20 protein-coding genes, 3 tRNA genes and 1 riboswitch are annotated in these 26,094 nt (G+C 35.4%); of the genes, 12 read left to right on the top strand and 11 right to left on the bottom strand.

Annotated elements, in window-relative coordinates; all coding sequences use genetic code 11:
• Positions 1–6: 6 nt before the first annotated feature.
• The 6 genes from LNQ81_RS07090 to LNQ81_RS07065 form a co-directional block, all read right to left on the bottom strand.
• Entirely contained in the window at positions 7–1,143 is a 1,137-nt protein-coding gene (locus tag LNQ81_RS07090; RefSeq protein WP_229945447.1) for a YncE family protein, read from the bottom strand.
• Positions 1,140–3,209: a TonB-dependent receptor gene (locus tag LNQ81_RS07085; protein WP_229945446.1), complete on the bottom strand. Its 2,070-nt coding sequence runs from the start codon at positions 3,207–3,209 to the stop codon at positions 1,140–1,142. Before LNQ81_RS07085 ends, LNQ81_RS07090 begins: the two co-directional genes overlap by 4 nt.
• A 114-nt stretch (positions 3,210–3,323) precedes the next feature.
• Positions 3,324–3,502, bottom strand: a riboswitch (cobalamin riboswitch).
• Between the two features lie 57 nt (positions 3,503–3,559).
• Positions 3,560–4,012 (bottom strand): MepB family protein, encoded by a 453-nt coding sequence (locus tag LNQ81_RS07080; RefSeq protein WP_229945445.1) that lies wholly within the window; start codon positions 4,010–4,012, stop codon positions 3,560–3,562.
• A gap of 259 nt (positions 4,013–4,271) precedes the next feature.
• Positions 4,272–4,348, bottom strand: a tRNA-Asp gene (locus LNQ81_RS07075).
• Positions 4,349–4,564: 216 nt separating this feature from the next.
• Positions 4,565–4,641, bottom strand: a tRNA-Asp gene (locus LNQ81_RS07070).
• 143 nt (positions 4,642–4,784) lie between these two features.
• Positions 4,785–4,858, bottom strand: a tRNA-Asp gene (locus tag LNQ81_RS07065).
• 408 nt (positions 4,859–5,266) lie between these two features.
• Here LNQ81_RS07065 and LNQ81_RS07060 point away from each other — a divergent pair.
• The gene (locus LNQ81_RS07060) at positions 5,267–6,682 is read left to right on the top strand and encodes a DUF1399 domain-containing protein (protein WP_229945444.1); all 1,416 of its coding nucleotides are present in this window, start codon (positions 5,267–5,269) and stop codon (positions 6,680–6,682) included.
• 164 nt (positions 6,683–6,846) lie between these two features.
• Here LNQ81_RS07060 and trxA read toward each other — a convergent pair whose 3' ends face one another.
• From trxA to LNQ81_RS07045, 3 genes are all read right to left on the bottom strand, one after another.
• Complete coding sequence (gene trxA, locus LNQ81_RS07055; RefSeq protein ID WP_121964441.1) at positions 6,847–7,164, bottom strand: thioredoxin; 318 nt, start codon at positions 7,162–7,164, stop codon at positions 6,847–6,849.
• A gap of 111 nt (positions 7,165–7,275) precedes the next feature.
• A complete protein-coding gene (dnaE, locus tag LNQ81_RS07050; RefSeq protein WP_229945443.1) occupies positions 7,276–11,799 on the bottom strand; it encodes a DNA polymerase III subunit alpha in 4,524 nt (1,507 codons plus the stop codon).
• A 270-nt stretch (positions 11,800–12,069) separates the two neighbouring features.
• Positions 12,070–12,693, bottom strand: coding sequence for a hypothetical protein (locus LNQ81_RS07045; protein WP_229945442.1), 624 nt, complete (start codon positions 12,691–12,693; stop codon positions 12,070–12,072).
• Between the two features lie 975 nt (positions 12,694–13,668).
• Here LNQ81_RS07045 and LNQ81_RS07040 point away from each other — a divergent pair.
• The 4 genes from LNQ81_RS07040 (at position 13,669) to LNQ81_RS07025 (ending at position 15,965) form a co-directional block, all read left to right on the top strand.
• Positions 13,669–14,196, top strand: a complete 528-nt coding sequence (locus tag LNQ81_RS07040) for a 30S ribosomal protein S16 (protein WP_229945441.1) — start codon at positions 13,669–13,671, stop codon at positions 14,194–14,196.
• Positions 14,197–14,208: 12 nt separating this feature from the next.
• A complete protein-coding gene (rimM, locus tag LNQ81_RS07035; RefSeq protein WP_229945440.1) occupies positions 14,209–14,739 on the top strand; it encodes a ribosome maturation factor RimM in 531 nt (176 codons plus the stop codon).
• Positions 14,740–14,808: 69 nt separating this feature from the next.
• Positions 14,809–15,339, top strand: coding sequence for a P-loop NTPase family protein (locus tag LNQ81_RS07030; protein WP_229945439.1), 531 nt, complete (start codon positions 14,809–14,811; stop codon positions 15,337–15,339).
• A gap of 80 nt (positions 15,340–15,419) precedes the next feature.
• Positions 15,420–15,965, top strand: coding sequence for a GLPGLI family protein (locus LNQ81_RS07025; protein ID WP_229945438.1), 546 nt, complete (start codon positions 15,420–15,422; stop codon positions 15,963–15,965).
• On the opposite strand, the gene LNQ81_RS07020 is transcribed toward LNQ81_RS07025, so the two are convergent.
• Together LNQ81_RS07020 and LNQ81_RS07015 are read right to left on the bottom strand one after the other, a co-directional pair.
• Positions 15,962–16,855 (bottom strand): IS1595 family transposase, encoded by an 894-nt coding sequence (locus LNQ81_RS07020; RefSeq protein WP_229945071.1) that lies wholly within the window; start codon positions 16,853–16,855, stop codon positions 15,962–15,964. The genes LNQ81_RS07025 and LNQ81_RS07020 overlap by 4 nt on opposite strands.
• A gap of 67 nt (positions 16,856–16,922) precedes the next feature.
• Positions 16,923–18,026 (bottom strand): IS4 family transposase, encoded by a 1,104-nt coding sequence (locus LNQ81_RS07015; RefSeq protein WP_229945437.1) that lies wholly within the window; start codon positions 18,024–18,026, stop codon positions 16,923–16,925.
• Between the two features lie 421 nt (positions 18,027–18,447).
• Here LNQ81_RS07015 and LNQ81_RS07010 point away from each other — a divergent pair, with 421 nt between their 5' ends.
• From LNQ81_RS07010 to thrA, 7 genes are all read left to right on the top strand, one after another.
• Positions 18,448–18,654, top strand: a complete 207-nt coding sequence (locus LNQ81_RS07010; protein WP_229945436.1) for a hypothetical protein — start codon at positions 18,448–18,450, stop codon at positions 18,652–18,654.
• 121 nt (positions 18,655–18,775) lie between these two features.
• Positions 18,776–19,003 (top strand): hypothetical protein, encoded by a 228-nt coding sequence (locus LNQ81_RS07005; protein WP_229945435.1) that lies wholly within the window; start codon positions 18,776–18,778, stop codon positions 19,001–19,003.
• Between the two features lie 103 nt (positions 19,004–19,106).
• Positions 19,107–19,814 carry a tRNA1(Val) (adenine(37)-N6)-methyltransferase gene (locus LNQ81_RS07000; protein WP_229945434.1) on the top strand — a complete coding sequence of 236 codons (708 nt, stop codon included), beginning with the start codon at positions 19,107–19,109 and terminating at the stop codon, positions 19,812–19,814.
• 446 nt (positions 19,815–20,260) lie between these two features.
• Positions 20,261–21,535: an O-acetylhomoserine aminocarboxypropyltransferase/cysteine synthase family protein gene (locus LNQ81_RS06995; protein ID WP_229945433.1), complete on the top strand. Its 1,275-nt coding sequence runs from the start codon at positions 20,261–20,263 to the stop codon at positions 21,533–21,535.
• Position 21,536: 1 nt separating this feature from the next.
• The gene (locus LNQ81_RS06990) at positions 21,537–22,676 is read left to right on the top strand and encodes a trans-sulfuration enzyme family protein (protein WP_229945432.1); all 1,140 of its coding nucleotides are present in this window, start codon (positions 21,537–21,539) and stop codon (positions 22,674–22,676) included.
• 16 nt (positions 22,677–22,692) lie between these two features.
• The gene (locus LNQ81_RS06985) at positions 22,693–23,658 is read left to right on the top strand and encodes an alpha/beta fold hydrolase (protein WP_229945431.1); all 966 of its coding nucleotides are present in this window, start codon (positions 22,693–22,695) and stop codon (positions 23,656–23,658) included.
• A gap of 12 nt (positions 23,659–23,670) precedes the next feature.
• The gene (gene thrA, locus LNQ81_RS06980) at positions 23,671–26,073 is read left to right on the top strand and encodes a bifunctional aspartate kinase/homoserine dehydrogenase I (RefSeq protein WP_229945430.1); all 2,403 of its coding nucleotides are present in this window, start codon (positions 23,671–23,673) and stop codon (positions 26,071–26,073) included.
• Positions 26,074–26,094: the final 21 nt, after the last annotated feature.

Raw genomic sequence — 26,094 nt, 5'->3', positions numbered from 1 at the left:
TTGGTATTATTTCTTTATAAATGCTATATGAGCAGGAATATTCCCACCAGTTGTTTTCCATTTCAACATCCCCTCAGGAGAGAAACAGTACACAAAACCTGTCCCAACATAATCCTGAGCATCTGTCATAAATATCTCCTTTGTCTCAGGATTCACAGCTATACCATAAGGTATCTGTATCTTCTTATCTGTACCGTCTTTAATGATATTGTCTGTAATCACTTTTTTAGTCAGTGTATTCAGTATTCCATAGGTAACCCTATTAGCACCTGTATTGTGTTTATAAGACGTAGCATAGTAATAAAGCTTATCATCATCCATCGTCATGTTAGATACTGGTATATCGAGCTGTTGCTTCACCTTATCTGTATTCGAGTCTATCACATATAGATTAGGTTCTGCATTATAATAATCCCCCCTTGATGACACATAAATATCTCCTGCCTTATCTATCTGCATACGATGTAAGTTTATCGCTACATCAATCTTCTTTGTCTCTGTGAAGCTAGGTATATCTATCACGGACACGGTCGTATCATAGTTTGGCACGCGATATCCTCCCGAATTAGCTACATAAAGTTTATTGCCTTTAATAACAATCTCTTCAGGTTGATAACCTACAGTTACTCTTCTCGTAACTTCTAAGGATAAAGTATCTATCTCAGCAACGAATCCCTTCTCTGCATTCGGATTTATCTCTACCTTACCTGCATACGAACTCACATAAGCCTTACCATCCTTGAAAGCCAAGTAACGACAGTTAGGCACGTGTATTTGCTTAATATGTTTACCTGTCTCTACATCGAATACCTCGATGAAGTTAGACACATTGATAGTCGCATATACTTTCTTACCGTAGATCTTGATATCATTACCTACATCTCCTAGTTCTTTTGTTATATTGGGATTGCGCTCTGAGAATATATCCCTCGTATACGTTCCTGTATGATATTCAAACATATCTATAGAAGCTCTGTTCATACCCATATTCCCTTCATTCAACAAATAGAATCCACTGTATCTCTCAGTGCTAACAGGGATAGACACATCAGAACTATCTGATAAGAATATCATCTCATCTTTTCGACAACTTACCACTGCTAACAAAACAGTAGTGAGCATAATTATATTTTTAAATCTCATATATCAAAGCTTAAAGTGAAACGGAAGTTGCGCCCAGGCATAGGGAAGTTGCTCACTACCTCATAGTACTGATTAGCGATATTGTTAGCTTCTACACTAGCCTTAAATCTATAATCACGCCATTTGAAACTTTTTAATAATGACACATCGTGTGTGTACCAAGGTTGTATTTCGTTTCGCTTAATATTATTTTTATTACCATTATAACGTTCCCCTACATAGATAAAACTATAGTTAAGAGACCAATCTTTATAATCTAAACTCACGATAGAAGAACCAGAATGCCAAGGAGCATAGGGTATTTGATCTCCATAGTATGATGGCTTACCATATAGCGTTTCGCTCTTGTCTTTCGCTACTGTGTATTCATACGTCAGATTAACACCTAATCGCAAGTCTTCCATTAACCTCACAGTAGTTCCTACATTTGTCTCTATCCCATAGTTCTCCACCTTACCTAGATTAGTCATCATCCATCTCATCATACTAGAAGTAGGTGTAGCGATAATCTTATCCGTTATATTAGCGAAGTAAGATTCTAATGACAAATGCACCTCTTCAAACAAAGCATTGTTAAACTGTTTATTATAAGTGAATCCTAAGTTTATCTGCTTAGAAGCCTCTGGTTTTAAGTTAGCAGTACCTAGCTGTGTGTAGTACAAATCATTAAACGTAGGTAATCTATAGATGTACTTATAAAATGAGTGAACCACAAAGTTCTCATCATCCCACGGCTTATAACTCAAGAAGATAGATGGCGCCCAAAATTGACGATCTGGCGCTTCATAATTATAACGTACCTTCTCTTTAGTAAATGTTCCTAAGATATTAGCCTGAGCTTTCACCTTACCTAGATTCACAGAAGTCGCTAACGAAGTTAAAAAGGTATAACGTTCAGGATAAGTAAACGGAGTTCCTTGTCCTATACGAGTAGCATTAAGTTTATTGTATTGTAAGTCCGTAGCTAGAGCCACATCCCATATATCAGTTATCTTATACAGATGTGCAGCTGAGACATAATACTCTTGTTGGAAGTAAGTGTTATCAAATTGAGGATTATAGGTAACCACTTCTCCTTCGAAAGCCACTGTCTTACGAGACAGATAGTGCATCTCATCATAAGCATACTTCCCTTTCAGTTGAAACTGATATCGATCAGAAACAAATCTAGTCCACTCTCCCTGCGCCATAAAGTTCTTATCACTCTGACGTTCATTGATATTTTCAGTCTCTAAAGTGACATCACTCTTCTTAATTACAGCACCTGGAAGACCTCTATCTGATTGATAGTAATAAAGGTTAGCCTGCCAAGTATCTTTATCTGTCTTACCGAACCAACTATTCTCTACACGATAAGCTTTTATATCACTATTCTGCCTGTGACCTATAGTATCATAAGCCACTGTACCATCTATATTATGACGTTTTTGCCTAAACTTATAATCACCATTCGAATAGATATATTCAGCACTGATAGATGTACTAACATTGTCATTAACTTTAATATCTGTACGTACAGATGGATTGACTAACTGTATAGACCCTGCCTTGTATTTAGCTGATACATTTATATCTTTCCCTTCTTCGAATATAGGTTTCTTTGTTTGTAGATAAACTGTAGATGCAGAAGCAAACTCTCTTGCTGATTGGAAGATAGCACTGCGTTGACCATTATATAGTTTTACCGTTTCTATATTATCTAGAGAAAACTTTCCTAAGTCTACTATACCATTCTGAGCATTGCCCACTTGTACCCCATTATAAAACACCCCTACATGATGCGTCCCCATATTACGGACATCTACTGTCTTAAGTCCTCCCATACCACCATAATCTTTAATCTTAACTCCAGCGAAGTATCTAAGAGCATCAGCTACACTATGGCTATTTAAGCGCTCTAGTTTAGCACCATCTAAAGTTTGTACAGGGATTAAATCTTTAAAAACCTCTTTCTGTATCACGATTTCTTTAAGAGAAGTGATACTGTCTTTAGGGCTCTGAGCATATACAGCATAGCTAGCTACACACATCAGAGTAGTTATTGATAGTAATTGCGTTTTGGTCATAATTGTTTTTGGCTTGTTAATCTTGACGATCCAAGAAAACATAAACGCACCAAAACACACTGTCACCAATGTCTAACCTTTTGAACGCTTAATGTCTTATTCCTCGAAAACATCAAAACTTATTGTAGATTGGCGGGTATCCTGACTTGCTCTTAACGAACTTCCTCCTCTCCATAACGACAGAGGATGACTTGATTCATTACATTTATAAGCTTACAGTAGCGGGTCTGTCTAGGATTCTCACCTAATTCCCCCTTAATATCAATTTGATAACCAGTCTTATTGCAAATATATAAAAAAAGGTTAATGGAAAGTATTTAATCTGTTAATGTGTTTTTATTGAAGATAATTTAAACTTTATAGAAAAAAGACATTTGAGATTGATAAGTTTTCAATGCTTGCTTATTCATCCCTTCTTCTAGATTAGGATAGATACGCATTCCACGCTTACCCTCCTTTGTCTCGGTAGAGATAATACCAAGATTCACTAATATCACCTTCGGAAATAAGAAATAGCCCAAATCAGTATCTGTCTTCACACCGATCATCATATAGTCAAACTCATCCCCCACATGATAAGGCACTGTTACTCCTATCTCATTGCGTTGCCAAATAGCAACGAAAAATCCAATCTTCTTAGAAGTAACCTTTGCTTCCCTATAGATAATTCGCTTATCTCCTAATATAAAGCTACACGCACTATACTCATTCTTTTCAGACATCATCTGAACTGAACTAATTATAGTATCATTGCTATAACAGAATACTTTATTTAATGAAGTAATAAGTGATCTGACAAACATATCAAGATATTTATTAATTATTACAAATCTAAATAATCTAAGACTTAATCAATCTCAAAAAGTTTTAGAATAGACTTATTTTCAGAAATGCTATAAAAATAAAAAAGCTCCCCTGCACTAGGAAAGCTTTTCATTGGTCTAACTACTAAACCTTTAGTGCTTGCGCACTTAACAACACAACTACTTTTAGATCCTCTAATTGATGAACATTTAGAGGCCAAAAAAAACCTCCCAACTACATGAGAGGTTCTCTTCTTATTGGCGGTCTGGACGGGACTCGAACCCGCGACCCCATGCGTGACAGGCATGTATTCTAACCAACTGAACTACCAAACCAATAATTTCTTTTCTGTATCGCGTTTATTAGTTAAAACCATCAATCTTGACAATTTTTTAAAAAAAGCTCTCCCGCACTAGGAAAGCTTTTCATTGGTCTAACTACTAAACCTTTAGTGCTTGCGCACTTAACAACACAACTACTTTTCAACCCTCTTTTACAAAATTTTAGAGGGCAAAAAAAGCCATCCCACGTTGTGAGAGGCTCCTTTTAACTGGCGGTCTGGACGGGACTCGAACCCGCGACCCCATGCGTGACAGGCATGTATTCTAACCAACTGAACTACCAAACCAGTATTTTATTCTTAAAAGCATTAATTCTTTAACGGCGACAAAGGTAACTCTTTTTTCTAAACCTCCAAACTTTTTAAAGTTTTTCTTTTTTAAGAGTAGATAAATTAGCGCCTATTTAATCAAGACGCTAATCTCTCTTTTGCGGTCTGGACGGGACTCGAACCCGCGACCCCATGCGTGACAGGCATGTATTCTAACCAACTGAACTACCAAACCTTCGTCATTATTGCTCTAATGCGATGCAAATATACAACCATTTTCTACAGTACCAAATCCACACAATAAAAAAAACAATCTTTTTCTAGCCAATTCCTTTACTAAACTAAAAATCAACCATCTAAAAAGTGATTTATTTTTAATTATTTTTTCACCCTAATCACACAAGTACGCTTTTCACTCAAAAAACCCCCTGATTCCACAAAACCAACTCTCCAAAAAAAACCGTTTCACTAGTAAATTCAATACTTGCACATATTTTATATTACAAAATACACCTTCAAATGTTATAAATAAGCTATATCTCCCTTCGAACTTAATTTATGCCGTCCACTTCTACATACTAACACAACTTTTTTATTGCATATCTCTTCTAATAATTAGATATTTAACTAAATATTGCAAACAATGAATAAAGTACATTGGAAGAAAATAGAGGAGTTTCAATTAGATAAATGGACTGACGAATATGGTTTTACACTCCGACTAGCAAAAGAAAATAAGTGGACCAAAAACTTCACCACTCAAGCTATATTAGAATATAAGAAGTTTATGTACCTCGCTGCAACTTCTGATAAGATGGTATCACCCTCTGATGTCGTTGATGTCGTTTGGCACGAACATTTAGTCTTTACTAAGTCATATAAAAACTTCTGTCTTATACTTGGCAAAACCATAGAGCATATCCCTTCAACACATAATCGTGAAGAATATGATATATTCAAGCAAGCCAAAGAGCATACTACACTAATATATAGCCAAGTCTTCGGTGAACAACCTAAAGAGATATGGGAATACCAATCTATGTATGACAGTTTACACTTGCCTAAAACCAAATATAAAATGAGTACTAAACTACTTATAGGAATATTTGTAAGTCTAGCTGCCATCCCCTTTCTTCATTATCCCTTAACCCTTATATACAGTAATATTAGTAGTAGTGCATTCCTATTCGGACTAACGCTCATATTTATTGGCACTATTGCATTCTTAAATGAATACAATAAAAGTGTACTACATGACATAATCAGAAACAGTAGTGAGAACAGCTTTATCCGCAACCTTCATCCTTATGAGATGATGTACTTAAAAAACAAGAATGTAAAAGATGGTATCATTGGTACTTTTAATGAACTTATCGAACAACATAATATCAAGACAGGGCCTAACTATACACTAGAGCTGATCCAAGATACTTATATAAAAAACCGAGAACAAGCTTATATCTTACGTAAGTTAAAACAATTCAAAACAAGAAAATTCACAGAGCTAATACCAAAACTTATAGGTAGACCACTCTTTACTAACCAAGTAACTACTATCCAAGGCATAAATAAATACATCAACAGATCTGCTAAGTTTAACAAGCTCTTTATAACGAACTACGCCATCCTATTAAGTATAGTATTCTTTGCTTTTATGCGCATAATCACTGGAAGTGAACGTCATAAGCCTGTTTTATTCATCACTATATTAACCTTAGTCATCGTCATTAGCTCACTATTTTTCTTACAGAGACTAGCATCAGAAAGTATCCATAAGACGATAATCAGATATTACACACAGCGAGTTAAATTCTCTAAACTGAAAGAAGACAACTGGCAGTGGTCTTACTTTCTGACAGGTAATGCGGCTTTAGGAGCAGCACTCACTACGATGGTGATATTAGCTAACACTCCAATCCCACACATATCATCTAGCTCAAACAACAGTAGCTGTAGTAGTGACGGTAGTAGTTCTAATAGTAGCTGTGGAAGCTCTAACAGCAATTCTTGCGGTAGCTCATGTGGTGGTGGAGGCTGCGGAGGTTGTGGTGGAGACTAAATAATTACGAATTAGGACCACATGCCGTCTATATCCACAATACACTTCCATCCATTAAAAGAATAACATATCCCCTAATGCCGAAGGCAACAATTCTGAATTCCCAATTAAAAAAGGCTCCCATTACTGAGAGCCTTCATATATACATATATTTATTCTTGTGATTACAATAGAGCATCTATTGCCTCAGCATAAGTTTTCTTTGGTGCTACACCTACTTGACGTCCTACTACTTCCCCGTCTTTAAAAATTAATACAGTCGGGATATTTCTTACACCATATTTAGCAGCGAATTCTTGATTTGCATCAACGTCTACTTTACCAACTACAGCTTTACCATCGTATTCTGCACTTAATTCTTCAACTACTGGCCCTAACATTTTACAAGGTCCACACCATACTGCCCAAAAGTCAACCACTACTGGTTTGTCTGATTTTAATACTACTTCTTCAAAAGTAGCATCTGTTATTTCTAATGCCATTATTCTTTGCTTTTTATATTATATCAACAAACTTAATAAATTTATTATACTTTATTATATAGTAGTAATTTTTTTTATCTATAAAACCATTACCAAAAAGTATCACATTGATTAGTTTAATTTAAAATCTACTTGTAACCCTTCTAATTCCTCTAATAATTCCGCTGTAATATTCACTCTACTACTGCGACTAGACATCTCTAATCTATTTACAACTCTAAACTCAGGCACATCTACAGTCGTCATATCTTCTTCAGCAAAACCTTCTATTTCACTTTCTTCATCCTCTGGTTCTCTAAGGGTAATTTGAGATGTACTCAGTGACAATTCCTTCTGTATACGCTCTATTTCTAGTATCTCAAAATTCACAAAACTATCACCTTGATATCGACTAAACGCATCTTTTATTAACTCTACCTGTCTAGAAGCAATATCCTTCACATTCATAACTACTGTCAACTTCTTCGCAAAAGTAGGAATAACCTCATGTAGCAATTTCATTTCCATAAATTGTATACGTGGTTCAGTCTTTTCTCCCGTCTCTTTCTTTATCCATCCTTCTTTAACCAAGATCTTAATAAAGACAAACGTATTATTCAACAAGAAATGTCTAAATTTTAGAAACTCTTCATTAAACATTCTAAACTCAAAACTCTCATCATACCCCTCAACAGTAAACATAGCCCAATCTTTTCCTTTTGCTGATGTGCGAAATTGCACATCACTAATCATACCTCCAAACATAACACTACGTCCTGTAAATGGTACTAGATTAACTAACTCTTCTACTTTTACATTACAGAAGTATTTCATCTCAAATCTAAAGTCATCTAATGGATGTCCTGAAATATAGATTCCAACCACCTCTTTTTCTTTTGCTAACTTTTCCATTGTACTCCATTCCTCACAGATAGGTAATAATGGTTCTGCAATCTGCACTTCACTACTCTCTCCAAACAAACTAAACTGTGATGAATTATCATTTTCCTGAGATTTTGCCCCAAAGCGAATCGCTTTTTCTAAAAACACTATATTATCACTTGGATCCATGTGGAAATACTGAGCTCGATGTGTATTTTTAAAGCAATCAAATCCCCCAGCTAATGCTAAGTTTTCAAAGGCTTTCTTATTCGCTGATCTCAAATCTATACGTTTAGACAAATCAAATACAGAGGTATATAATCCATCTTTTCTATTCTCTACGATAGTATTCACAGCCCCCTGACCTACTCCTTTAATAGCTCCCATACCGAAACGCAAATCATAGTTGTCATTTACTGTAAACTTATAGAATGACTCATTTACATCTGGGCCTAATACCTGTAACCCCATTCGCTTACACTCTTCCATAAAGAAGGAAACAGATTTTATATCATTCATATTATTAGACAATACGGCAGCCATATATTCAGCAGGGTAATGCGCTTTAAGATAAGCTGTCTGATAGGCTATCCACGCATAACAGGTTGAGTGAGATTTGTTAAATGCATAAGAAGCAAATGCCTCCCAGTCTTTCCATATCTTCTCTAACATTGGTTCTGCATGACCTTTCGCCGAAGCTTGTGCTACGAACTGCGGTTTCATCTTATCTAGTACCTCCTTCTGTTTCTTACCCATTGCCTTACGCAGTACATCGGCCTCACCTTTAGTAAATCCAGCCAACTTCTGTGACAGAAGCATTACCTGCTCTTGATATACTGTAATACCGTATGTTTCTTTTAAATACTCCTCACAAGCATCTAAGTCATAAACGATAGGTTCCTCACCGTTCTTACGGCGAATAAACGATGGAATATACTCTAAAGGTCCTGGACGATATAAGGCATTCATTGCAATCAAATCGGCAAACACAGTAGGTTTTAGCTCTCGCATATACTTCTGCATACCTGCAGATTCATACTGAAACACCCCTATAGTCTCTCCTCTTTGGAACAATTCATAAGTCTTCACATCATCAATAGGTATCTTATCAGGATCTATCTCAATTCCTGTACGATACTTAACTAATTTGATAGTATCTTTAATCAGAGTCAATGTTTTCAACCCTAAAAAGTCCATCTTCAGCAGTCCTGCACTTTCCGCTACTGAATTATCAAACTGAGTAACATACAAGTCTGAATCTTTAGCTAACGTCACGGGTACAAACTTCGTAATATCATCTGGAGTAATAATAACCCCACAGGCATGTATACCTGTATTACGCATCGAACCTTCTAATATTTTAGCTTGCTGAATGGTCTCTGCTGCTAGCGAACCATCCTGAGCTAGAGCAATTAATTCTTTTACTTTATCAAACTCCTCTGAACGCAACACTGCTTTCACAGCATTCTCATCTTCTGTTAAGAACCTATTTAAGTTCCACTTAGAAGGCATCATACCAGGGATAAGCTTAGCTATTCTATCTGCTTCGAACAATGGTAAATCCAATACCCTAGCTGTATCTCGAATAGCAGACTTAGTCGCCATCTTACCATAAGTAATGATCTGCGCTACTTGACTAGCCCCATACTTATTGATCACATAATCCATCACTCGGCCTCTCCCTTCGTCATCAAAGTCAATATCAATATCGGGCATCGATACACGGTCAGGATTAAGAAAACGCTCAAAAAGAAGGTCATACTCAATAGGGTCAAGGTTAGTGATCCACAAACAATAAGCTACTGCTGATCCCGCTGCTGATCCACGACCTGGTCCTACAGACACGCCCATATCTCTAGCTGCGGCAATAAAATCTTGTACAATCAAGAAGTAACCAGGGTACCCCGTTTTCTCAATAGTTGCCAACTCAAAATCTAAACGCTCACGGATCTCATCTGTTATCACTGGATATCTCTTCTCTGCACCAATATAAGTAAGGTGCTTTAAGAAATTATTCTCTCCTCTCTTTCCACTTCCATCACCTTCTAAATCTCGTGCATCTTGAAACTCCTCAGGTATGTCAAATTTAGGAAGTAATACATCACGGTGAAGCACGAATGGCTCTACCTTATCCACTATTTCCTGTATATTATAAATTGCATCCGGCAAGTCTTCAAACAACTCCTTCATCTCGTCAGTAGACTTGAAATAGTACTCCTGATTAGGAAGTCCATATCTATATCCCCGACCTCGACCTATAGGAGTTGATTGTTTCTCACCCTCTTTTACACATAACAAAATGTCGTGTGCATTTGCATCTTTTTTATCTAAATAATAAGCATTATTAGTCGCTATTAATTTCACATTATGTTTACGAGCTAACTCAACTAATGCCTTGTTCACGCGATTCTCATCTTCTTGATTATGTCGCATTAATTCTACGTATAGATCTTCACCGAACTGCTCTTTCCACCACATTAAGGCTTCTTCAGCTTGGCGTTCTCCTACGTTTAATATCTTCCCAGGCACTTCTCCATATAAGTTACCTGTTAACACAATAACATCTTCTTTATACTGCTCCACTACTCCCTTATCAATACGAGGTACATAGTAAAAACCATCTGTATAAGCGATAGATGCCATCTTTGCTAAATTGTGATATCCAGCCTTATTTTTAGCAAGTAATACCACTTGATATCCATTGTCCTTTTTGGTTTTATCTGTATGGTTTTCGCAAACAAAGAACTCACAACCTACAATAGGCGTAAGTGTCTGTAATGGTTCTTCACCATTCTCAATACGTTCTTTATTCTTTGCTTCAACTCCTTTATTATGATTATTCACAGCCATAACGAAGTGGAATGCCCCCATCATATTACCGTGGTCTGTCATCGCTACAGCAGACATATCGAAGTCACCTGCTTTCTTTACTAAATTATTAATCGCTATTGTAGACTGTAAAATAGAAAATTGAGTATGCACATGTAGATGGGCAAACTTAGCATTATCAAGTAATTCTCTAGCATGGTCTGATACTTCTACTGAAGCACCACTCTCTTGTTTAGCTAACTTCTTTCTAATCTCTTCAGAAGCTTTCTGTAAATTGATATGTTTAAGCCCTACTAACTGAAATGGTTCAGGATTAACCTCGCGATAACGTTTTACATAATCTTCATCTTGGTGCAATTCTTGAGCAGAAAATGTACCATGCTTAATCAATTCTAAGAAACAACGTGTTGTTGCCTCCACATCAGCAGTAGCATTATGTGCTTCTCCAAATGGTACTCCAAATAAAAATGTATGCAACTCAGTAAGCGTAGGAAGTTTAAAACGCCCCCCTCTACCTCCAGGTAGCTTAAGCATCTCTGCTGTCACTTCTGTACAAGTATCTAGTACAGGTAGTTGATCCATGATACTATCCACGCCTTTACGGTAAAACTCACATCCCATAATATTCAAGTCAAAACCAAGGTTCTGACCTACGATGAATTTCGTCTTGGACAGTGCAATGTTGAATTGTGCTAAAGCTTCTTCTAACGCCACACCTTGCTGCTCCGCTAACTCAGTAGAAATACCGTGTATACGTTCAGCATCATAGGGAATATTATATCCTTCAGGCTTAATCAAATAATCTTGATGCTCTATCAAGTTCCCATACTCATCGTGTAACTGCCAAGCGATTTGTACACATCGAGGCCAGTTATCAGTATCAGTAATAGGTGCTTGCCAACTTTTAGGAAGTCCCGTTGTTTCGGTATCAAAAATTAAATACATGCTTGATTATATGAATGTTAACCTAAATAAAGGTAGAATAGTCTAAAACACAAAGTTACAAAACTTTTATGATTCTGTTCTTTTGTTCTTCTGTGAAGTTGTGATATCATAAAGTTGTTGTTGGCTTGTTGTGATATCACTCTTTTGTTTTGTGAATAAAAAAAAGACCACCCGTAAACGAGTAGTCTTCATATATTTTATTCCTTCAAAACGCTGTCGCAGATTTGAAATCTGTGACTTCATGCCGAAGGCAAAAAATTCGTAATTAAATTATTTTCCAGCACTCACTGGCATTCTATAAATCATACCATCTTGGAATGATTTCATAGGTTGAAGTTTTTCATAAAACTCTTTCTGTTTATCGCTTAATTTATCAAAGCCTTCGGGTTTCCCCTTCTCCATATTAGCGTAAAAACTAGCCGTAATAGTTCCTGGTACCTGCTTTGTATCATCAATATACTTGAATCTACCAGTATTAGTAATACTTTCAGCAGTTCTATAAACAGCTATTTGAACTTTAGTATTCATATCAAAAACTATATATTGCGCAAAAGCAAGAGTATCTCTTACACCACTCTCCTCAAATTGCTTAACATCTCCAAAATAAAAATCCCTTTTTGGCTGATTCTCAAATAGTGTATAAGGTACACGCAAAGCAAACATAGTAGTATCAGTCTCAGCCTTCATGAAAAAAACATTTTCATTAGCTACTTTCAAATCCTCATATTGAGGTCTCCATGTTTCAAACTTTACACCACTCGCACCAGATTGTATTGTATATTGTTCATTATTAACCATAGCAATAATACTAGGATCCCCTGTCTTCGTCTCATTCTCACAAGCGATGAAGCACAATCCTAAAATCAATAAAAATATACCTATTATCTTTTTCATATTTCTTAACTATCTTCTTTAATAACAGCGTTTACAAAAATATAGTATTTTACTCACACAAAAAAGCTTTATTTTAATATAATATTAACTTTTAATAATTACTGAATAACCTAGAAATACAACAAACTATACTTAACATTCTAACTAGTATACAGAAACAAACTTCCTTTTAGTCTATCACTTTCTATATCTACAATTTAAATTTGTATCTTTATAAGTATATATTTATTTCAATTTCACTAGAAATCAAGGATCCTATCTCTTAAGAATTAAATCTATTTTACTCTTTCCAAATCCAAAACCACTTTAGCAATAACTACTTTTAAAGATGTTCTTATCTCCGTTCACATGACTGTATACTGACAACATAGTAAGGCCATAGTGAATCTATTAAAAAGGCTGTTTTAATGGAGTCACTATGGACTCACATGAACCAAAACAGCATAAAAACGCCTAAATTATCTTTACTTATATCTAATCTGATTATTTTGAAAATTGACCTCGAAAATTGGTCTAAAAACATACTAAATATTGACATTCAATACTTTCCAAATATACATATTAAAAACCAACTATTTTTACTACATCTTTATATTTTGTTATCAAGTAAATAACCTCACAATAAGCTTACTGAATTCTCATTATTCAACCAATTAGTAATCTAACTAATAATTAGAGTAAATAATAACTTAAAATGACTTCATTCAATAGATCTAATGTACTCGAATTTTGAAGATAAAAAACAGTACAGTTTTGCAGTTACGCAACTAATGAAAACCAATACTTATGACAGTAGTCTAAGTACTATCTACCAAAAAACAAACATAGCAAAAGTGACATCCACAGAAAAGAACACATAATCAACACAATAGAAGTTTAAAAAAGTTATTATTATCTCTCATTACATCAAAATAAATATTACCTTTGCCGGAATTATAAAACCGAGGTCGGGTACCTCAACTAATTAAATTAATTATGTCTGTAAAAATTAGATTACAAAGACACGGTAAAAAAGGAAAACCTTTTTACTGGGTAGTAGCTGCTGACGCACGCGCTAAAAGAGATGGTAAATTCTTAGAGAAAATCGGAACTTACAATCCTAACACTAACCCTGCAACTGTAGAATTAAATGTTGATGCTGCTGTTAAATGGTTATTCAACGGTGCTCAACCTACAGATACTGCTAGAACATTACTTTCTTACAAAGGAGCAATGTTAAAACACCACTTACAAGGTGGAGTTAACAAAGGAGCTTTAACTCAAGAGCAAGCTGACGCGAAATTCGCTGCTTGGTTAGAAGAAAAAGCTGCTAAAATCAACGCTAAGAAAGATGGTTTATCATCTAACAAAGCTGCTGACAAAGCTGCAAGATTAGCTGCTGAGAAAGAAGTAAACGCAAAACGTGCTGCTGCTGCTCAAGCTAAAGCTGCTGCTGCTGTTGCTCCTGCAGAAGAAACTGCTGAAGTAGCTGCTGAAGAAAGCAACGAAGAAACTCAAGCATAATTTATTAGCGAGATGCGTAAAAAGGATTGTTTCTATTTAGGCAAAATCGCAAAAAAATTTAGCTTTAAAGGGGAGGTACTTATTTATTTAGATACCGATGAACCTGAGTTATACGAAAACTTGGAATCAGTGTTCGTCGACTTCGACGGACAACTGGTTCCTTTTTTTATGGAACAAGCTTCATTACATAAAAGCGATTTTCTAAGAGTTAAATTTGAAGAATCTAACTCAGAAGTAGATGCTGACCGACTAGTCGGATCAGAGATTTACCTACCTTTAACGATGCTTCCTAAATTAGAAGGAAACAAATTCTACTACCACGAGATCACTGACTTCGATGTAATAGATACTACTGAAGGAAATATAGGTACATTAAAAAGAGTAAATGATAGTAACTACCAACCGATATTCGAAATAGACTTTAACGGAACTGAAATATTAGTACCGATGATCGATGAGCTTATACATAAAGTGGATCGTGAAAATAAAAAGCTATATCTACATGTACCTGTTGGACTATTAGATATCTACTTAAAAAGATAATATCTATCTTAATATACAAAACCTCGAATCAACAGATTCGAGGTTCTTTTATTTTTATATTTGTCGATTATGGTAGCACTACATCACTTAGGTAATCGCATCTGCATCATTGGGCTTAGCTCTTCTGGCAAGTCTACTCTAGCACAAGCTTTAGGGAAGAAACTGAATCTAAATATCCTTCATTTAGATCAGATAGCTCATATCCCTAATACAGACTGGGCACCTCGTGATAAAGCACTTATGACAGCTGATCATCAGGCATTCTTAACGGATCATACATACTGGGTGATAGAAGGTAACTATAGCTTCTTAATGCCTGAGCGATTTAAAGAGGCTACGTGCATTATCTGGCTAGACTTCTCTCCTATCGGAGCACTGTATAGATATATAAAGCGCAGTATCACGCATAGAGATACTCGCCCTGGCAACTTAGATGGTGCCAAGGGTCAATTTAGCATGAAGATGGTCAAGTATATCTTATTCGAAGCTCCTAAGAAAAGTACTAAATATCTAGAAATGATTAACAATAGCTCAGCTACCTTCATCCATATCAGAAGCTTTAAAGAGTTGATAAGGTGGTATAGGGTGTGGGAGATATAATATTTTATAAACACAATCTTGAAATAAAATCAGTATATTAGATAAGTTATTAACTTAATTTATCCCAAACAACCATCCTTATGACTAAGTATTTGTTCTTTTTATTTCTAGTATTCACAACTCCTCTAGTAGCACAAACGCCCCACATAGAAATAATGCGATATAATTATAAGATTAGTGTGGCTAATGGTGCAAAGAAACTTGTACGTGATGGTGTAGCTATCTTAGATGTAAATGAGAATAAGAGTCGTTTTACTGATTTGAAAAACTATGAGTACTTAGAATCACTGAATACAGATACTCCACAGAAAAACAATCAATCTATTATTAAATGGACTGTCTTTACAGATGGTAAGAACACAACATTCTACGATAAGATAGGGCTAGATTTAAGCTATTATGAAGAAGATAAGAATGTAATAAAATGGACAATACAACCAGAAGTAAAAACTTGGAATGACTATAAAGTACAAGAAGCAACTGCATCTTATAAAGGCAGAGAGTGGACAGTACTGTTCACACAAGATATACCTGGGCAAAATGGTCCGTATAAATTCGTTAATCTACCAGGGTTTGTTGTTAAAGCTTGGGATAGCGAGAATCACTTTATTGAGTTATCTATTTAGTTTCCGCTAATCATATTTAAAGTGGTTGGTTTCGCTTTAACCATCTTTACAATTGTGTTATGAAAAATAGTTTCCTTAAATAAGGATCTATTTAATCTATATACGAACTCATTAAAGTAAGCTTGGATGTATTTCTTATTGATATGTGAAGGTACAGTCCTAATCCAGGATTTAAGTTGGTGAATTATCACGTGTAATTCTTTAAAATTAGCACCTTTATCACTTTCTTTTTGAGTGATGTTATACTTTTTTTTCAAGGGATTGTATCCCCTCCATTTATCTGTAACTACATTAGCATCTTCTGAAATGTGTTGTTCGAATATAGTAGTTAATGACTTAGCAGAGTAATCGTCAATACACTTAACATAGGCTCTTTTTACTTTTCTTTCAGTATTTAACTCTACAGCTATCACTGCTTTAGCTTTTTTGGTGTCGTAACTTCTTCCTGGTTTTCCTTGTTCGTATCCCCCTACAACAAACTCATCAACATGGACTGTCTCAGTCATAGGAGATTGCTCGCTACTTTGCATAGCTAAACGAACTTTATGCATAAAGCCCCACGCTGTTGGCTGGCTTATACCATAGCGTTTACCCATTTGAATACTAGATATGCTTTTGGTAGAAGTTGTCATTTCAAACACAATCATAAATGCTTTATGTAAACCAAATTTGACTTTGTGAAATAAGGTATTAGCTGTTGAGCTTTCAACATGTTCACAGTTATAGCAATAGTATGAATGATTAGATTTTAAGCAACCTTTTTTGTGTCCACATTTTACACAAGTAAAACCGTTTGACCACTTTATTTTACTTAGATAAGCTTTACAAGATTCGTCATCTGGTAGTTCTTTTACTAAGTTAAGAATGTTTTGACCCTTAAAAATTTCCATACTGTTGATTTTAAGATACTAATATACGGATGTTAAATTAATAACTCAATCACTTTATATTCGAACTCTAAGTACACGACAAAAAACAAAATACATTGATATTTAGTTGATTAACTTTAGAATGAAATAGTCTAGCCAAGTAATCAAGGCCTAATTTTACTACACTAATACTTCTATTTCTATGTTTTTTGAAGGATATAGGTTTAATGTATGTATCGATATAATCTCCAATTTTATAGCACCAAACAAGTGCAAGCATTACTAGCATAATGAGCTGTTCAAGTTTTTTCATACACTTTAAATGCGTGTCTTCAATATTAAAACCACTTGACTTCATTGCTCTAAATAATGTTTCTATTTGCCATCTTTCTTTATATTTTTCAGAAGCATTTTCGGGTTTATTAAAACTTACAATTATACAATAATCAGTTTTGCCATCTGTCATTATCTTTGTGGCTGACAGATAACATAGTTGTCCATGTAGATACACAATTTTTTCATAAGCTCTAAACTCTCCAACTTTTAAATTGTAAAACAGATGATATGCATATTTATCTTCTTGCTTATGAGGTAGATAAACTTTAAAATTGTTTCGAATACGTATATAATACCTAATTCTTTCGTTATTCAAATATTCTATCCAACGTTCTCCAATAAACTCTCTATCAGCTAATAAGCACTCTATACAATCTTTTCCAAACCATTCTATAAAATCATTAATGAGTTCTTTTCTCTCATTGGTATTTGAGTTTCCTTTTTTATCTAACATCTTAAATATTAAAGGGAAAGCAACATTTTTGTAACAAACACCAAGCATCAGTATGTTGATGTTTTGATTTCCAAACTTCCAGTTTGTACGATCTATAACAAGGGTATATTTATCTTGTTTAGGAAGAATAGCAAAGATGAACTTAGCTACAAGTTCAGATGTTAACTTAGCATCATAAACAAAACGTTGAATACGCCTACAGTTACTTTCTGCTTTAACTGAGTTGTCAAATGCTATAGATATATTTGTAAAATTGACTGACTTTACTTTGCATAGAGCCACGATAAATAAGGAAATAAAACTGATCCTAGCTAAATTGAGTTTATCCTTAAAACCTCCTTTTAATATCGTTAAAAGTTCTGTACTTTTGTAATCTAGGCTGTTGTTCGTTTCTAAAGGCATTACGTGAGAATTTTTCCTTTAAGATACTGAATATCAGCCTTTTTTACAAATATATGTCTCGCCTATTTTGTTGTAAATCAGATATTTAACATTTTTGTCGGGTACTAAGATTCGAACTAACTAATAGTCAAAAAAAAACTACAAATTGGGATATACTTGCCAATGAGAAATATACTAAGTACACTAAAGACCAAACCACCAAAGCTCGTAAAATAGCAGCTAACAAAACCTATGCACAATTATTAGAAGAAAAGGGAACTGTCTTAAACCAAACTACTGCTGAATACTTCAATAAAAAAGTAGGTGATAGTAAGAACGCTATTGAACGTGATTTTAAAAAAAAAACAAGTAATCTAATAACATCACTATCAGTAGTTTATTTTTTATTATTATCTTTGCATAGAATCTTTAATACAACGATATGATGACTAATACTCTCAAAGTAATAGACCCTAATATCATAAAAGCAGAAGACAATACTTCTGTTGATAGTTCATGTATTGTTGATAATATAGCAGACTCTCTACTTTCCCCGTCAGAGTTAAATAAAACTATAGATCTAATTTCTATTAAAGCTTTTGCTAAAGAGTGGGAGCAGGAAAATGATGAATATTGGAATAGTTATTAATTCTATATAATAATGAATTACAAGCAGCGTGACTTAGTTCTTGTGAAGTTTCCTTTTACTGACCTAACCTGCTTTAATAATTTCTAATAGTTCAGTCCACAAAAGTAAAGACTATATCATTATGATGGTGACTACTCAGGTAATAGGAGGTTCTTTTGGAATAGCTTTTGACAATACTGACTTAATTACCCCACTGAAACCACCTGTGACTAAAGGATATATTTACACTAAGAAACTTGCAGTATTAGATGAATCACTTATTTATAAAAAGATATCAGAGTTTAATAACATAGTTAAGTTTCAGAGTATATTAGATCAGCACATTAATAGCATCGCTTTAGAAGAATAATTTTTACTCACTGAACAACATAGATAAAACCATAAATTTCTGCACCTTCCTCTATTAGGTCACTACATCTCCTTTTTGTACTTTTGTAAAAAGAATAAACAAGATGTTTGAGTTTAAACAGTTCACAATACAGCAGGATAAATGCGCGATGAAAGTAGGTACAGATGGAGTGCTATTAGGCGCTTGGACACCTGTAGATCACAATCCTTATAGTGTATTAGACATTGGGTCAGGCACAGGACTATTAGCCTTAATGATGGCTCAGCGTACTTATGCTGAACAAATAGATGGAGTAGAAATAGATGAGAGTGCACATGAACAAGCGATAGACAACTTTGAGAACAGCCCTTGGGGAGATAGACTATTCTGCTACCATGCTGACTTAGAGACTTTCGCTAATGAGATGGAAGAAGAGTATGACTTGATTATCTCTAATCCTCCATTCTATAGTGAAGACTATCAAACAAATGATAAACAGAGAGACATGGCACGCTTTCAGGATGCTATGCCTTTTGACTTATTAGTTGAAGCTGTAGAATACTTCTTGTCTGAGAAAGGGGTATTTAGTGTGATTATTCCAGCTAAGGAAGAAGACACTATGATCCGTTTAGCAGCTGAATTTGGTATCTATCCGTTTAAGGTAACTCGCGTTCGAGGGAACGAACAAGCCGAAATCAAGCGTAGCTTAATTGCTTTTTCACGTCAATTAGTAGATAAAATACCGTTAGACGAGCTAACTATCGAAGTACAGAGACATCAGTACACCCCAGCATTTGAGGCACTTGTAAAGGATTTTTACTTAAAATTATAAAAAAAGTTATTTTTATTTTGTTTATTCCAAAATAAATTACTGATATTTGTAACAACAAAAACAAAGAAGAAATAATGAATACAGTTTATACAATGATGATGACAATGATGATGTGGAGAAATCCGCAGGGCTTGTTATTTGCATAAACTTAAATTCAAAATAACATATATAAAGCCCTTGCAATAGCGAGGGCTTTTTTTTTACACCAATTTCAACAGTATATAATTAGAATAAAAACAATACCATGATTTACAATACTAACACAATGATGATGGCAATGATGATGATGAACATGATGATGTTCACACCGCCCTATTGCCTAAAGTCTACGAGTTAGTCATAATCTAAAAACAAGATTAGAATACTTGAAGTCCTTTCGGCAGTGCCGAAGGGACTTTTTTTATGCCCACAAATTAGTAACCAAAACATTTAAAATATAATCAACCATGAGCAATTTAAACTTTTCAACACAAGCATTACACGCAGGACACAATGTACAAGCAACAGCAGGAACAAGAGCAGTGCCTATCTATCAGACTTCATCATATGTATTCGAAAATGCGGATCATGCAGCAGGTGCATTTAACCTATCTATCCCTGCATATATCTATACAAGATTAAACAATCCTACTAACGATATCTTAGAACAACGCTTAGCAGCACTTGAAGGAGGTATCGGAGCAGTAGTAACAGCTTCAGGAGCATCAGCTATCTCTACAGCGTTCTTAACATTGCTAAAAGCAGGTGATCATATCTTATCATCTAATAGCTTATACGGTGGAACATATAACTTATTCAATGTGACGCTTCCACGTTTTGGTATCAACACTACATTCGTTGATCCCTCTAACATAGACAACTTCAGAAACAATATTCAAGACAATACAAAAGCAATATTCGTAGAGAGTTTAGGTAATCCGAAGTTAGACATCATTAACCTTAAAGCAGTAGCAAAGATCGCTAAGGAGTTTAACATACCGTTTATCGTAGATAACACAGTAGCGTCACCTGCTCTTCTTAATCCAATACAACACGGTGCTAATATCGTTATTCACTCACTTACGAAATACATCACAGGAAATGGTACTTCATTAGGAGGAGCAATAATTGATGCAGGAACATTCGATTGGTCAAGTGGTAAGTTCCCAGAGTTTACAGAGCCATCACCAGGATATCATGGTCTTGTTTACCACGAAGCTTTAGGTAATGCAGCATTCATAGCTAAGGTAAGAGTAGAAGGATTAAGAGATTTAGGCGCGGCACTTAGCCCACTTAATGCTTTCCAAATCATCCAAGGATTAGAGACATTGCCTATTAGAATCCAAAAACACAGTGAGAACGCGCTTGCATTAGCAGAGTGGTTAGAGAAGCAAGACACTGTAGCATGGGTTAATTATCCAGGTCTAAAGTCAAGTGCTTACTACGATTTAGCAAAAGAGTACTTACCTAAAGGACAAAGTGGTGTAGTTACATTCGGATTGAAGAAAGGGTTTGAAGCAGCGAAGACTGTTGCTAACGACACCAAGCTTTTCTCTTTAGTAGCAAACATCGGAGATACCAAGTCATTAATCATCCACCCTGCTTCTACTACACATCAACAATTAAGCGTAGCAGAACAAAAAGCAACAGGAGTAGCACCTGACTTAATCAGATTATCAGTAGGAATAGAAAACATCGAGGACTTAAAAGCAGATTTAGCTAACGTATTTAAAACATTATAAAATGAGTACCCAAACAGATATACTAAAACACATTCCGATAGACCCACATACAGGAGCTATAGCAGTGCCAATCTATCAGACCTCAACGTTCGGTCAAGAAGCACCAGGTGTTAATAAGGGATTTGATTACGGCCGTACTAATAACCCTACACGCCAAGTACTTGAAGATTTAATCGCTTCTTTAGAAAACGGAGCAAAGGGATTTGCTTTTGGAAGTGGGCTTGCAGCGATAGATGCAGTGTTTAAAACATTAAGTCAAGGAGATGAAGTCATTGCAGTAGCCAATATTTATGGTGGGACTTACAGACTGTTGAATGAGGTATATGCAAAGTTTGGGATCAAGACACATTATGTAGATACAACAGTGGTAGAGAATATAGAAAAGGCAATCAATAATAAAACCAAGTTGATTTGGATAGAAAGCCCTACTAACCCAACCCTGCGAATATCAGATATTCAAGCCATCGCTACTATTGCTAAAGAACACAAGGTTTGGCTATGCGTTGATAATACTTTCGCTACCCCAATAGCACAGAAGCCATTAGACTTAGGAGCTGACCTTGTCGTACACAGTGCCACTAAGTATATCGCAGGGCACTCAGACGTAGTAGCAGGCTTAGTTATCACCAAGACAGAAGAGATTGGTAAGATTATTAAGTTTCATCAGAACTCTACAGGAGCAATCCTTAGTCCTTTTGATAGCTTTCTTACCATAAGAGGGATTGAAACACTGCTGTTAAGATATAAGGGATATTCAGAGAATGCCTTACAGATAGCAGAATACCTCAGCACACATCCTAGGATAAACAAGATATATTATCCAGGATTAAAAAGCCACGAAGGACATGAGTTGGCTAAGAAGCAACAGAAGTACTATGGAGGAGTCATCAGTTTTGACTTAAAAGACAATACTAAAGAAGCTGCCTTAAAGTTCATTCAAGGATTAGAACTATTCATACTGACTGAGGGCTTAGGAGGAATAAAGAGTTTAAGCAACTACCCTTTTGAGATGTCACATGGATCAGTTCCTAAGGAAACAAAAATACAAGCAGGTATATCAGAAAGTCTAATACGACTATCTATAGGATTAGAAGAAACAGAAGATTTAATAGAAGATATCAAACAAGCATTAGCACAATAAATAACAATAGAATACCATGAGTCGCTTACAAGAAATAACAATCACTAATCACACACTACCAAACGGAACTACACATACTTTTCACTTCACCTATCAGGTGGTGGGACAACCCTTACACAGTGCTCCAATTGTGTTGGTGAACCACGCCTTGACAGGAAATAGTCAAGTGGCAGGAGACAACGGATGGTGGAATAGCTTAGTGGGTTATGATAAAGTAATCGACCTTAATAAATACACTGTTATCGCTTTTGACATTCCAGGAAATGGATACAACAAACAAGAGACTCACCTCATCCAAGATTATAAAGCAATAACTACTAAGGTTATCGCAGAAGTGTTTTGGAAAGCGTTAGACAGACTACACGTTAGTCACTTATACGCTGTCATCGGTGGAAGTTTAGGAGGAAGTATCGCTTGGGAATTAGCCTTCTTAAGACCAACAGCTGTAGATCATTTAATCCCTATCGCTACAAGTTGTAAAGCATCAGATTGGTTAATAGGAAATGCCTTAGTACAAGATAGCATTCTGAATAATTCGACTCGACCTATAGAAGATGCACGTATGCATGCTATGCTACTCTACCGTACTCCTGCATCGCTCCAGCAGAAGTTCGCCAATGGTTTTAAAGAAAGTGAAAACCAATACGCTATAGAGAGTTGGCTAAAGTACCATGGGCAGAGTTTAGAAGATCGCTTTAAACTACCCGCTTATAAGTTGATGAATCACCTTCTGAAAACAATAGGCCAAGAACAAACACAAGATAGTTTAAAGGCTTTTGCTCAACAAACAAGTGCACAAATACACTGTATAGCAGTAGATACAGATTATATGTTCACAAACAAAGAACAAGAGCACACAGTAGCCTTATTAAAAGACTGTTGTAAACACATTACATACCAAGAGATTCAATCAATACACGGCCACGATGCCTTTTTAATTGAATACGAACAATTAAACAATTTACTAAAACCATTATTCTAAAATCAGCACATCATGAAAGTATTAAAGTTTGGAGGAAAATCTCTTGCATCAGGACAAGCTTTTGAAAACGTTATAAACATTGTCAAAAATAAAATAAGTGAAGGACCTATCACTATCGTTGTTTCTGCTATCGGAGACACAACAGATACCCTTGAAAACATATTAGACTTAGCTAAGACTAAACAAGATTACACAACTGCTTTTGAGGCATTCAAAAACAGAACATACCACAATGAGGCAGATATACTTACTGAAATAGAAGTATTGAGCAAATTATATGAAGGAGTTTCTTTAATTGAAGACTATGGAGTAAAAATTAAAGACCAAGTATTAGCACAGGGGGAATTAATATCGAGCAAGATATTAGCTGCTCAGTTAAATGCAAAAGGCATTAAAGCAACTTCAGTAGATAGCCGTCAATTCTTTATCACAGACAACAACTTCGGTAGCGCACAAGCGATAGATGAAATATCAAAACAAAAAACTAAAGCTTACTTTGACAACTTAGACAAAGGAACAATAGCTGTAGTGACAGGTTTTATTGGGGCAACTGATAAAGGAGAAACTACTACACTTGGACGCAATGGTAGCAACTACTCAGCGGCTTTATTAGCAAACTTCATTCAAGCAGATGAATTGCAAAACTATACACACGTTGATGGTATTTATACTGCTAACCCTGATTGGGTAAAGAACGCACAGAAGATAGAAGAACTTCACTTTGACGAAGCTAATGAGTTGGCAAACTTCGGAGCATCTATCTTACATGCTAAAACGATATTGCCTTTAGTAGAGAATAATATTCCGCTTCGAATCTTAAACACACTAAACCCTGAGAACAAAGGAACATTGATATCTAATAAATCAACAGCTAAGGGAATCAAGTCACTTTCTGTTCAGTCTAATGTTGCTTTAATACAATTCGAAGGACGTGGATTATTAGGTATCGTAGGGATTGATGCCCGTGTATTCACAGCTTTAGCTAACGAAGGAATTAGCATAGGAGTTATCTCTCAAGGTTCTTCAGAGCGTGGTTTAGGATTTATAGTTGAAGACAAAGACGCTGATAAAGCAGCTGATGCTTTAAATAGAGAATTCTCTAATGACTTCTATACTCGTGATGTAAACAGTATCTCTATTATCAGAGACTTAGCTGTTATCTCGATCATCGGACAGAACTTAAGCACTTTTGACAAACCTTATGCTGCATTGGTAAAGAATAAGATCGTCCCTATCCTATTCAACAATACAGTAACAGGTAAAAACGTAAGCTTAGTTGTTCGAAAAGAAGAAGCTAAAAAAGCACTAAACGTTATACACGGACAGATATTCGGTATTGCTAAGAAGATAAATATCGCTGTGTTCGGACATGGATTAGTTGGTGGAACATTGATAGATCAAATCTTACACTCTGCTCAATCAATCGAAGACAAGAAGAACATATCACTGAACATCTTCGCTATTGGAAACTCTAAAAAAGTACTCCTTAACGATGGCGGTATTAACTGTAACTGGAGAGATGACTTAAAAGAGAAGAGTGTAGCGTATTCTATACAAGAAGTAATAGACTATGCAAATGCAAATCACTTAGAGAATCTAATTGCAATTGATAATACAGCTTCGGGCGAGTTTATCAAGAACTATATCCCATTAGTAGAGAATGGTTTTGACCTTATCTCTTCTAACAAAATAGCGAATACAATATCATATAGCTTCTACAATGAACTTCGTCAAACACTAAAAGCGAATCACAAAGAGTATCTGTATGAAACGAACGTAGGTGCAGGTTTACCCTTGATTGATACGATTAAACTTCTTCACTTATCAGGAGAGAATATCACGAAGATCAAAGGAGTGTTTTCAGGAAGCTTAAGCTACATCTTCAACAACTATTCTATTCAAGATAGGCCCTTTAATGAAGTGCTAAAAGAAGCAATAGAAAAAGGATATACAGAACCTGATCCACGTGAAGACTTATCAGGTAATGACGTAGGGCGTAAGTTATTAATCCTTGCACGTGAGTTAGACTTGCAGAATGAGTTCGAAGAAATAAACATACAGAACCTTATTCCTACAGAATTACAAACAGTAGATACACCGACATTCTTAAACAGCTTAGAGAAGTTAAACCCTTACTTCGACAAGATAAAACAAAGCTTAGCACCTGACACTGTACTTCGCTATGTAGGAGAACTATCAGGAGACTTACAAAAGGACAAAGGTGTATTAGAAACCAAACTAATTGAAGTACCTACTAGCTCTGCCTTAGGACAGTTAAAAGGCTCAGATAGTATATTCGAAATATACACAGAGAGCTACGGAGACAATCCTATCATTATTCAAGGAGCAGGAGCAGGAGCATCTGTTACAGCACGTGGAGTGTTTGGAGATATCTTAAGATTAGCTGATAAATAATAAAATAGTTTACAGTGAACA

The organism is Myroides oncorhynchi, assembly GCF_020905415.1.
GTDB classification, from domain to species: domain Bacteria; phylum Bacteroidota; class Bacteroidia; order Flavobacteriales; family Flavobacteriaceae; genus Flavobacterium; species Flavobacterium oncorhynchi_A.
Note: the sequence above shows the minus strand (reverse complement) of the source record. Positions and strands in the feature narration are given on the sequence as shown.

Excerpts from the sequence above, each read along its gene's own strand:
- LNQ81_RS07090 (WP_229945447.1), bottom strand. The coding sequence starts at position 1,143 with ATGAGATTTAAAAATATAATTATGCTCACTACTGTTTTGTTAGCAGTG.
- LNQ81_RS07085 (WP_229945446.1), bottom strand. The coding sequence starts at position 3,209 with ATGACCAAAACGCAATTACTATCAATAACTACTCTGATGTGTGTAGCT.
- LNQ81_RS07080 (WP_229945445.1), bottom strand. The coding sequence starts at position 4,012 with ATGTTTGTCAGATCACTTATTACTTCATTAAATAAAGTATTCTGTTAT.
- LNQ81_RS07060 (WP_229945444.1), top strand. The coding sequence starts at position 5,267 with ATGAATAAAGTACATTGGAAGAAAATAGAGGAGTTTCAATTAGATAAA.
- trxA (WP_121964441.1), bottom strand. The coding sequence starts at position 7,164 with ATGGCATTAGAAATAACAGATGCTACTTTTGAAGAAGTAGTATTAAAA.
- dnaE (WP_229945443.1), bottom strand. The coding sequence starts at position 11,799 with ATGTATTTAATTTTTGATACCGAAACAACGGGACTTCCTAAAAGTTGG.
- LNQ81_RS07045 (WP_229945442.1), bottom strand. The coding sequence starts at position 12,693 with ATGAAAAAGATAATAGGTATATTTTTATTGATTTTAGGATTGTGCTTC.
- LNQ81_RS07040 (WP_229945441.1), top strand. The coding sequence starts at position 13,669 with ATGTCTGTAAAAATTAGATTACAAAGACACGGTAAAAAAGGAAAACCT.
- rimM (WP_229945440.1), top strand. The coding sequence starts at position 14,209 with ATGCGTAAAAAGGATTGTTTCTATTTAGGCAAAATCGCAAAAAAATTT.
- LNQ81_RS07030 (WP_229945439.1), top strand. The coding sequence starts at position 14,809 with ATGGTAGCACTACATCACTTAGGTAATCGCATCTGCATCATTGGGCTT.
- LNQ81_RS07025 (WP_229945438.1), top strand. The coding sequence starts at position 15,420 with ATGACTAAGTATTTGTTCTTTTTATTTCTAGTATTCACAACTCCTCTA.
- LNQ81_RS07020 (WP_229945071.1), bottom strand. The coding sequence starts at position 16,855 with ATGGAAATTTTTAAGGGTCAAAACATTCTTAACTTAGTAAAAGAACTA.
- LNQ81_RS07015 (WP_229945437.1), bottom strand. The coding sequence starts at position 18,026 with ATGCCTTTAGAAACGAACAACAGCCTAGATTACAAAAGTACAGAACTT.
- LNQ81_RS07010 (WP_229945436.1), top strand. The coding sequence starts at position 18,448 with ATGATGACTAATACTCTCAAAGTAATAGACCCTAATATCATAAAAGCA.
- LNQ81_RS07005 (WP_229945435.1), top strand. The coding sequence starts at position 18,776 with ATGATGGTGACTACTCAGGTAATAGGAGGTTCTTTTGGAATAGCTTTT.
- LNQ81_RS07000 (WP_229945434.1), top strand. The coding sequence starts at position 19,107 with ATGTTTGAGTTTAAACAGTTCACAATACAGCAGGATAAATGCGCGATG.
- LNQ81_RS06995 (WP_229945433.1), top strand. The coding sequence starts at position 20,261 with ATGAGCAATTTAAACTTTTCAACACAAGCATTACACGCAGGACACAAT.
- LNQ81_RS06990 (WP_229945432.1), top strand. The coding sequence starts at position 21,537 with ATGAGTACCCAAACAGATATACTAAAACACATTCCGATAGACCCACAT.
- LNQ81_RS06985 (WP_229945431.1), top strand. The coding sequence starts at position 22,693 with ATGAGTCGCTTACAAGAAATAACAATCACTAATCACACACTACCAAAC.
- thrA (WP_229945430.1), top strand. The coding sequence starts at position 23,671 with ATGAAAGTATTAAAGTTTGGAGGAAAATCTCTTGCATCAGGACAAGCT.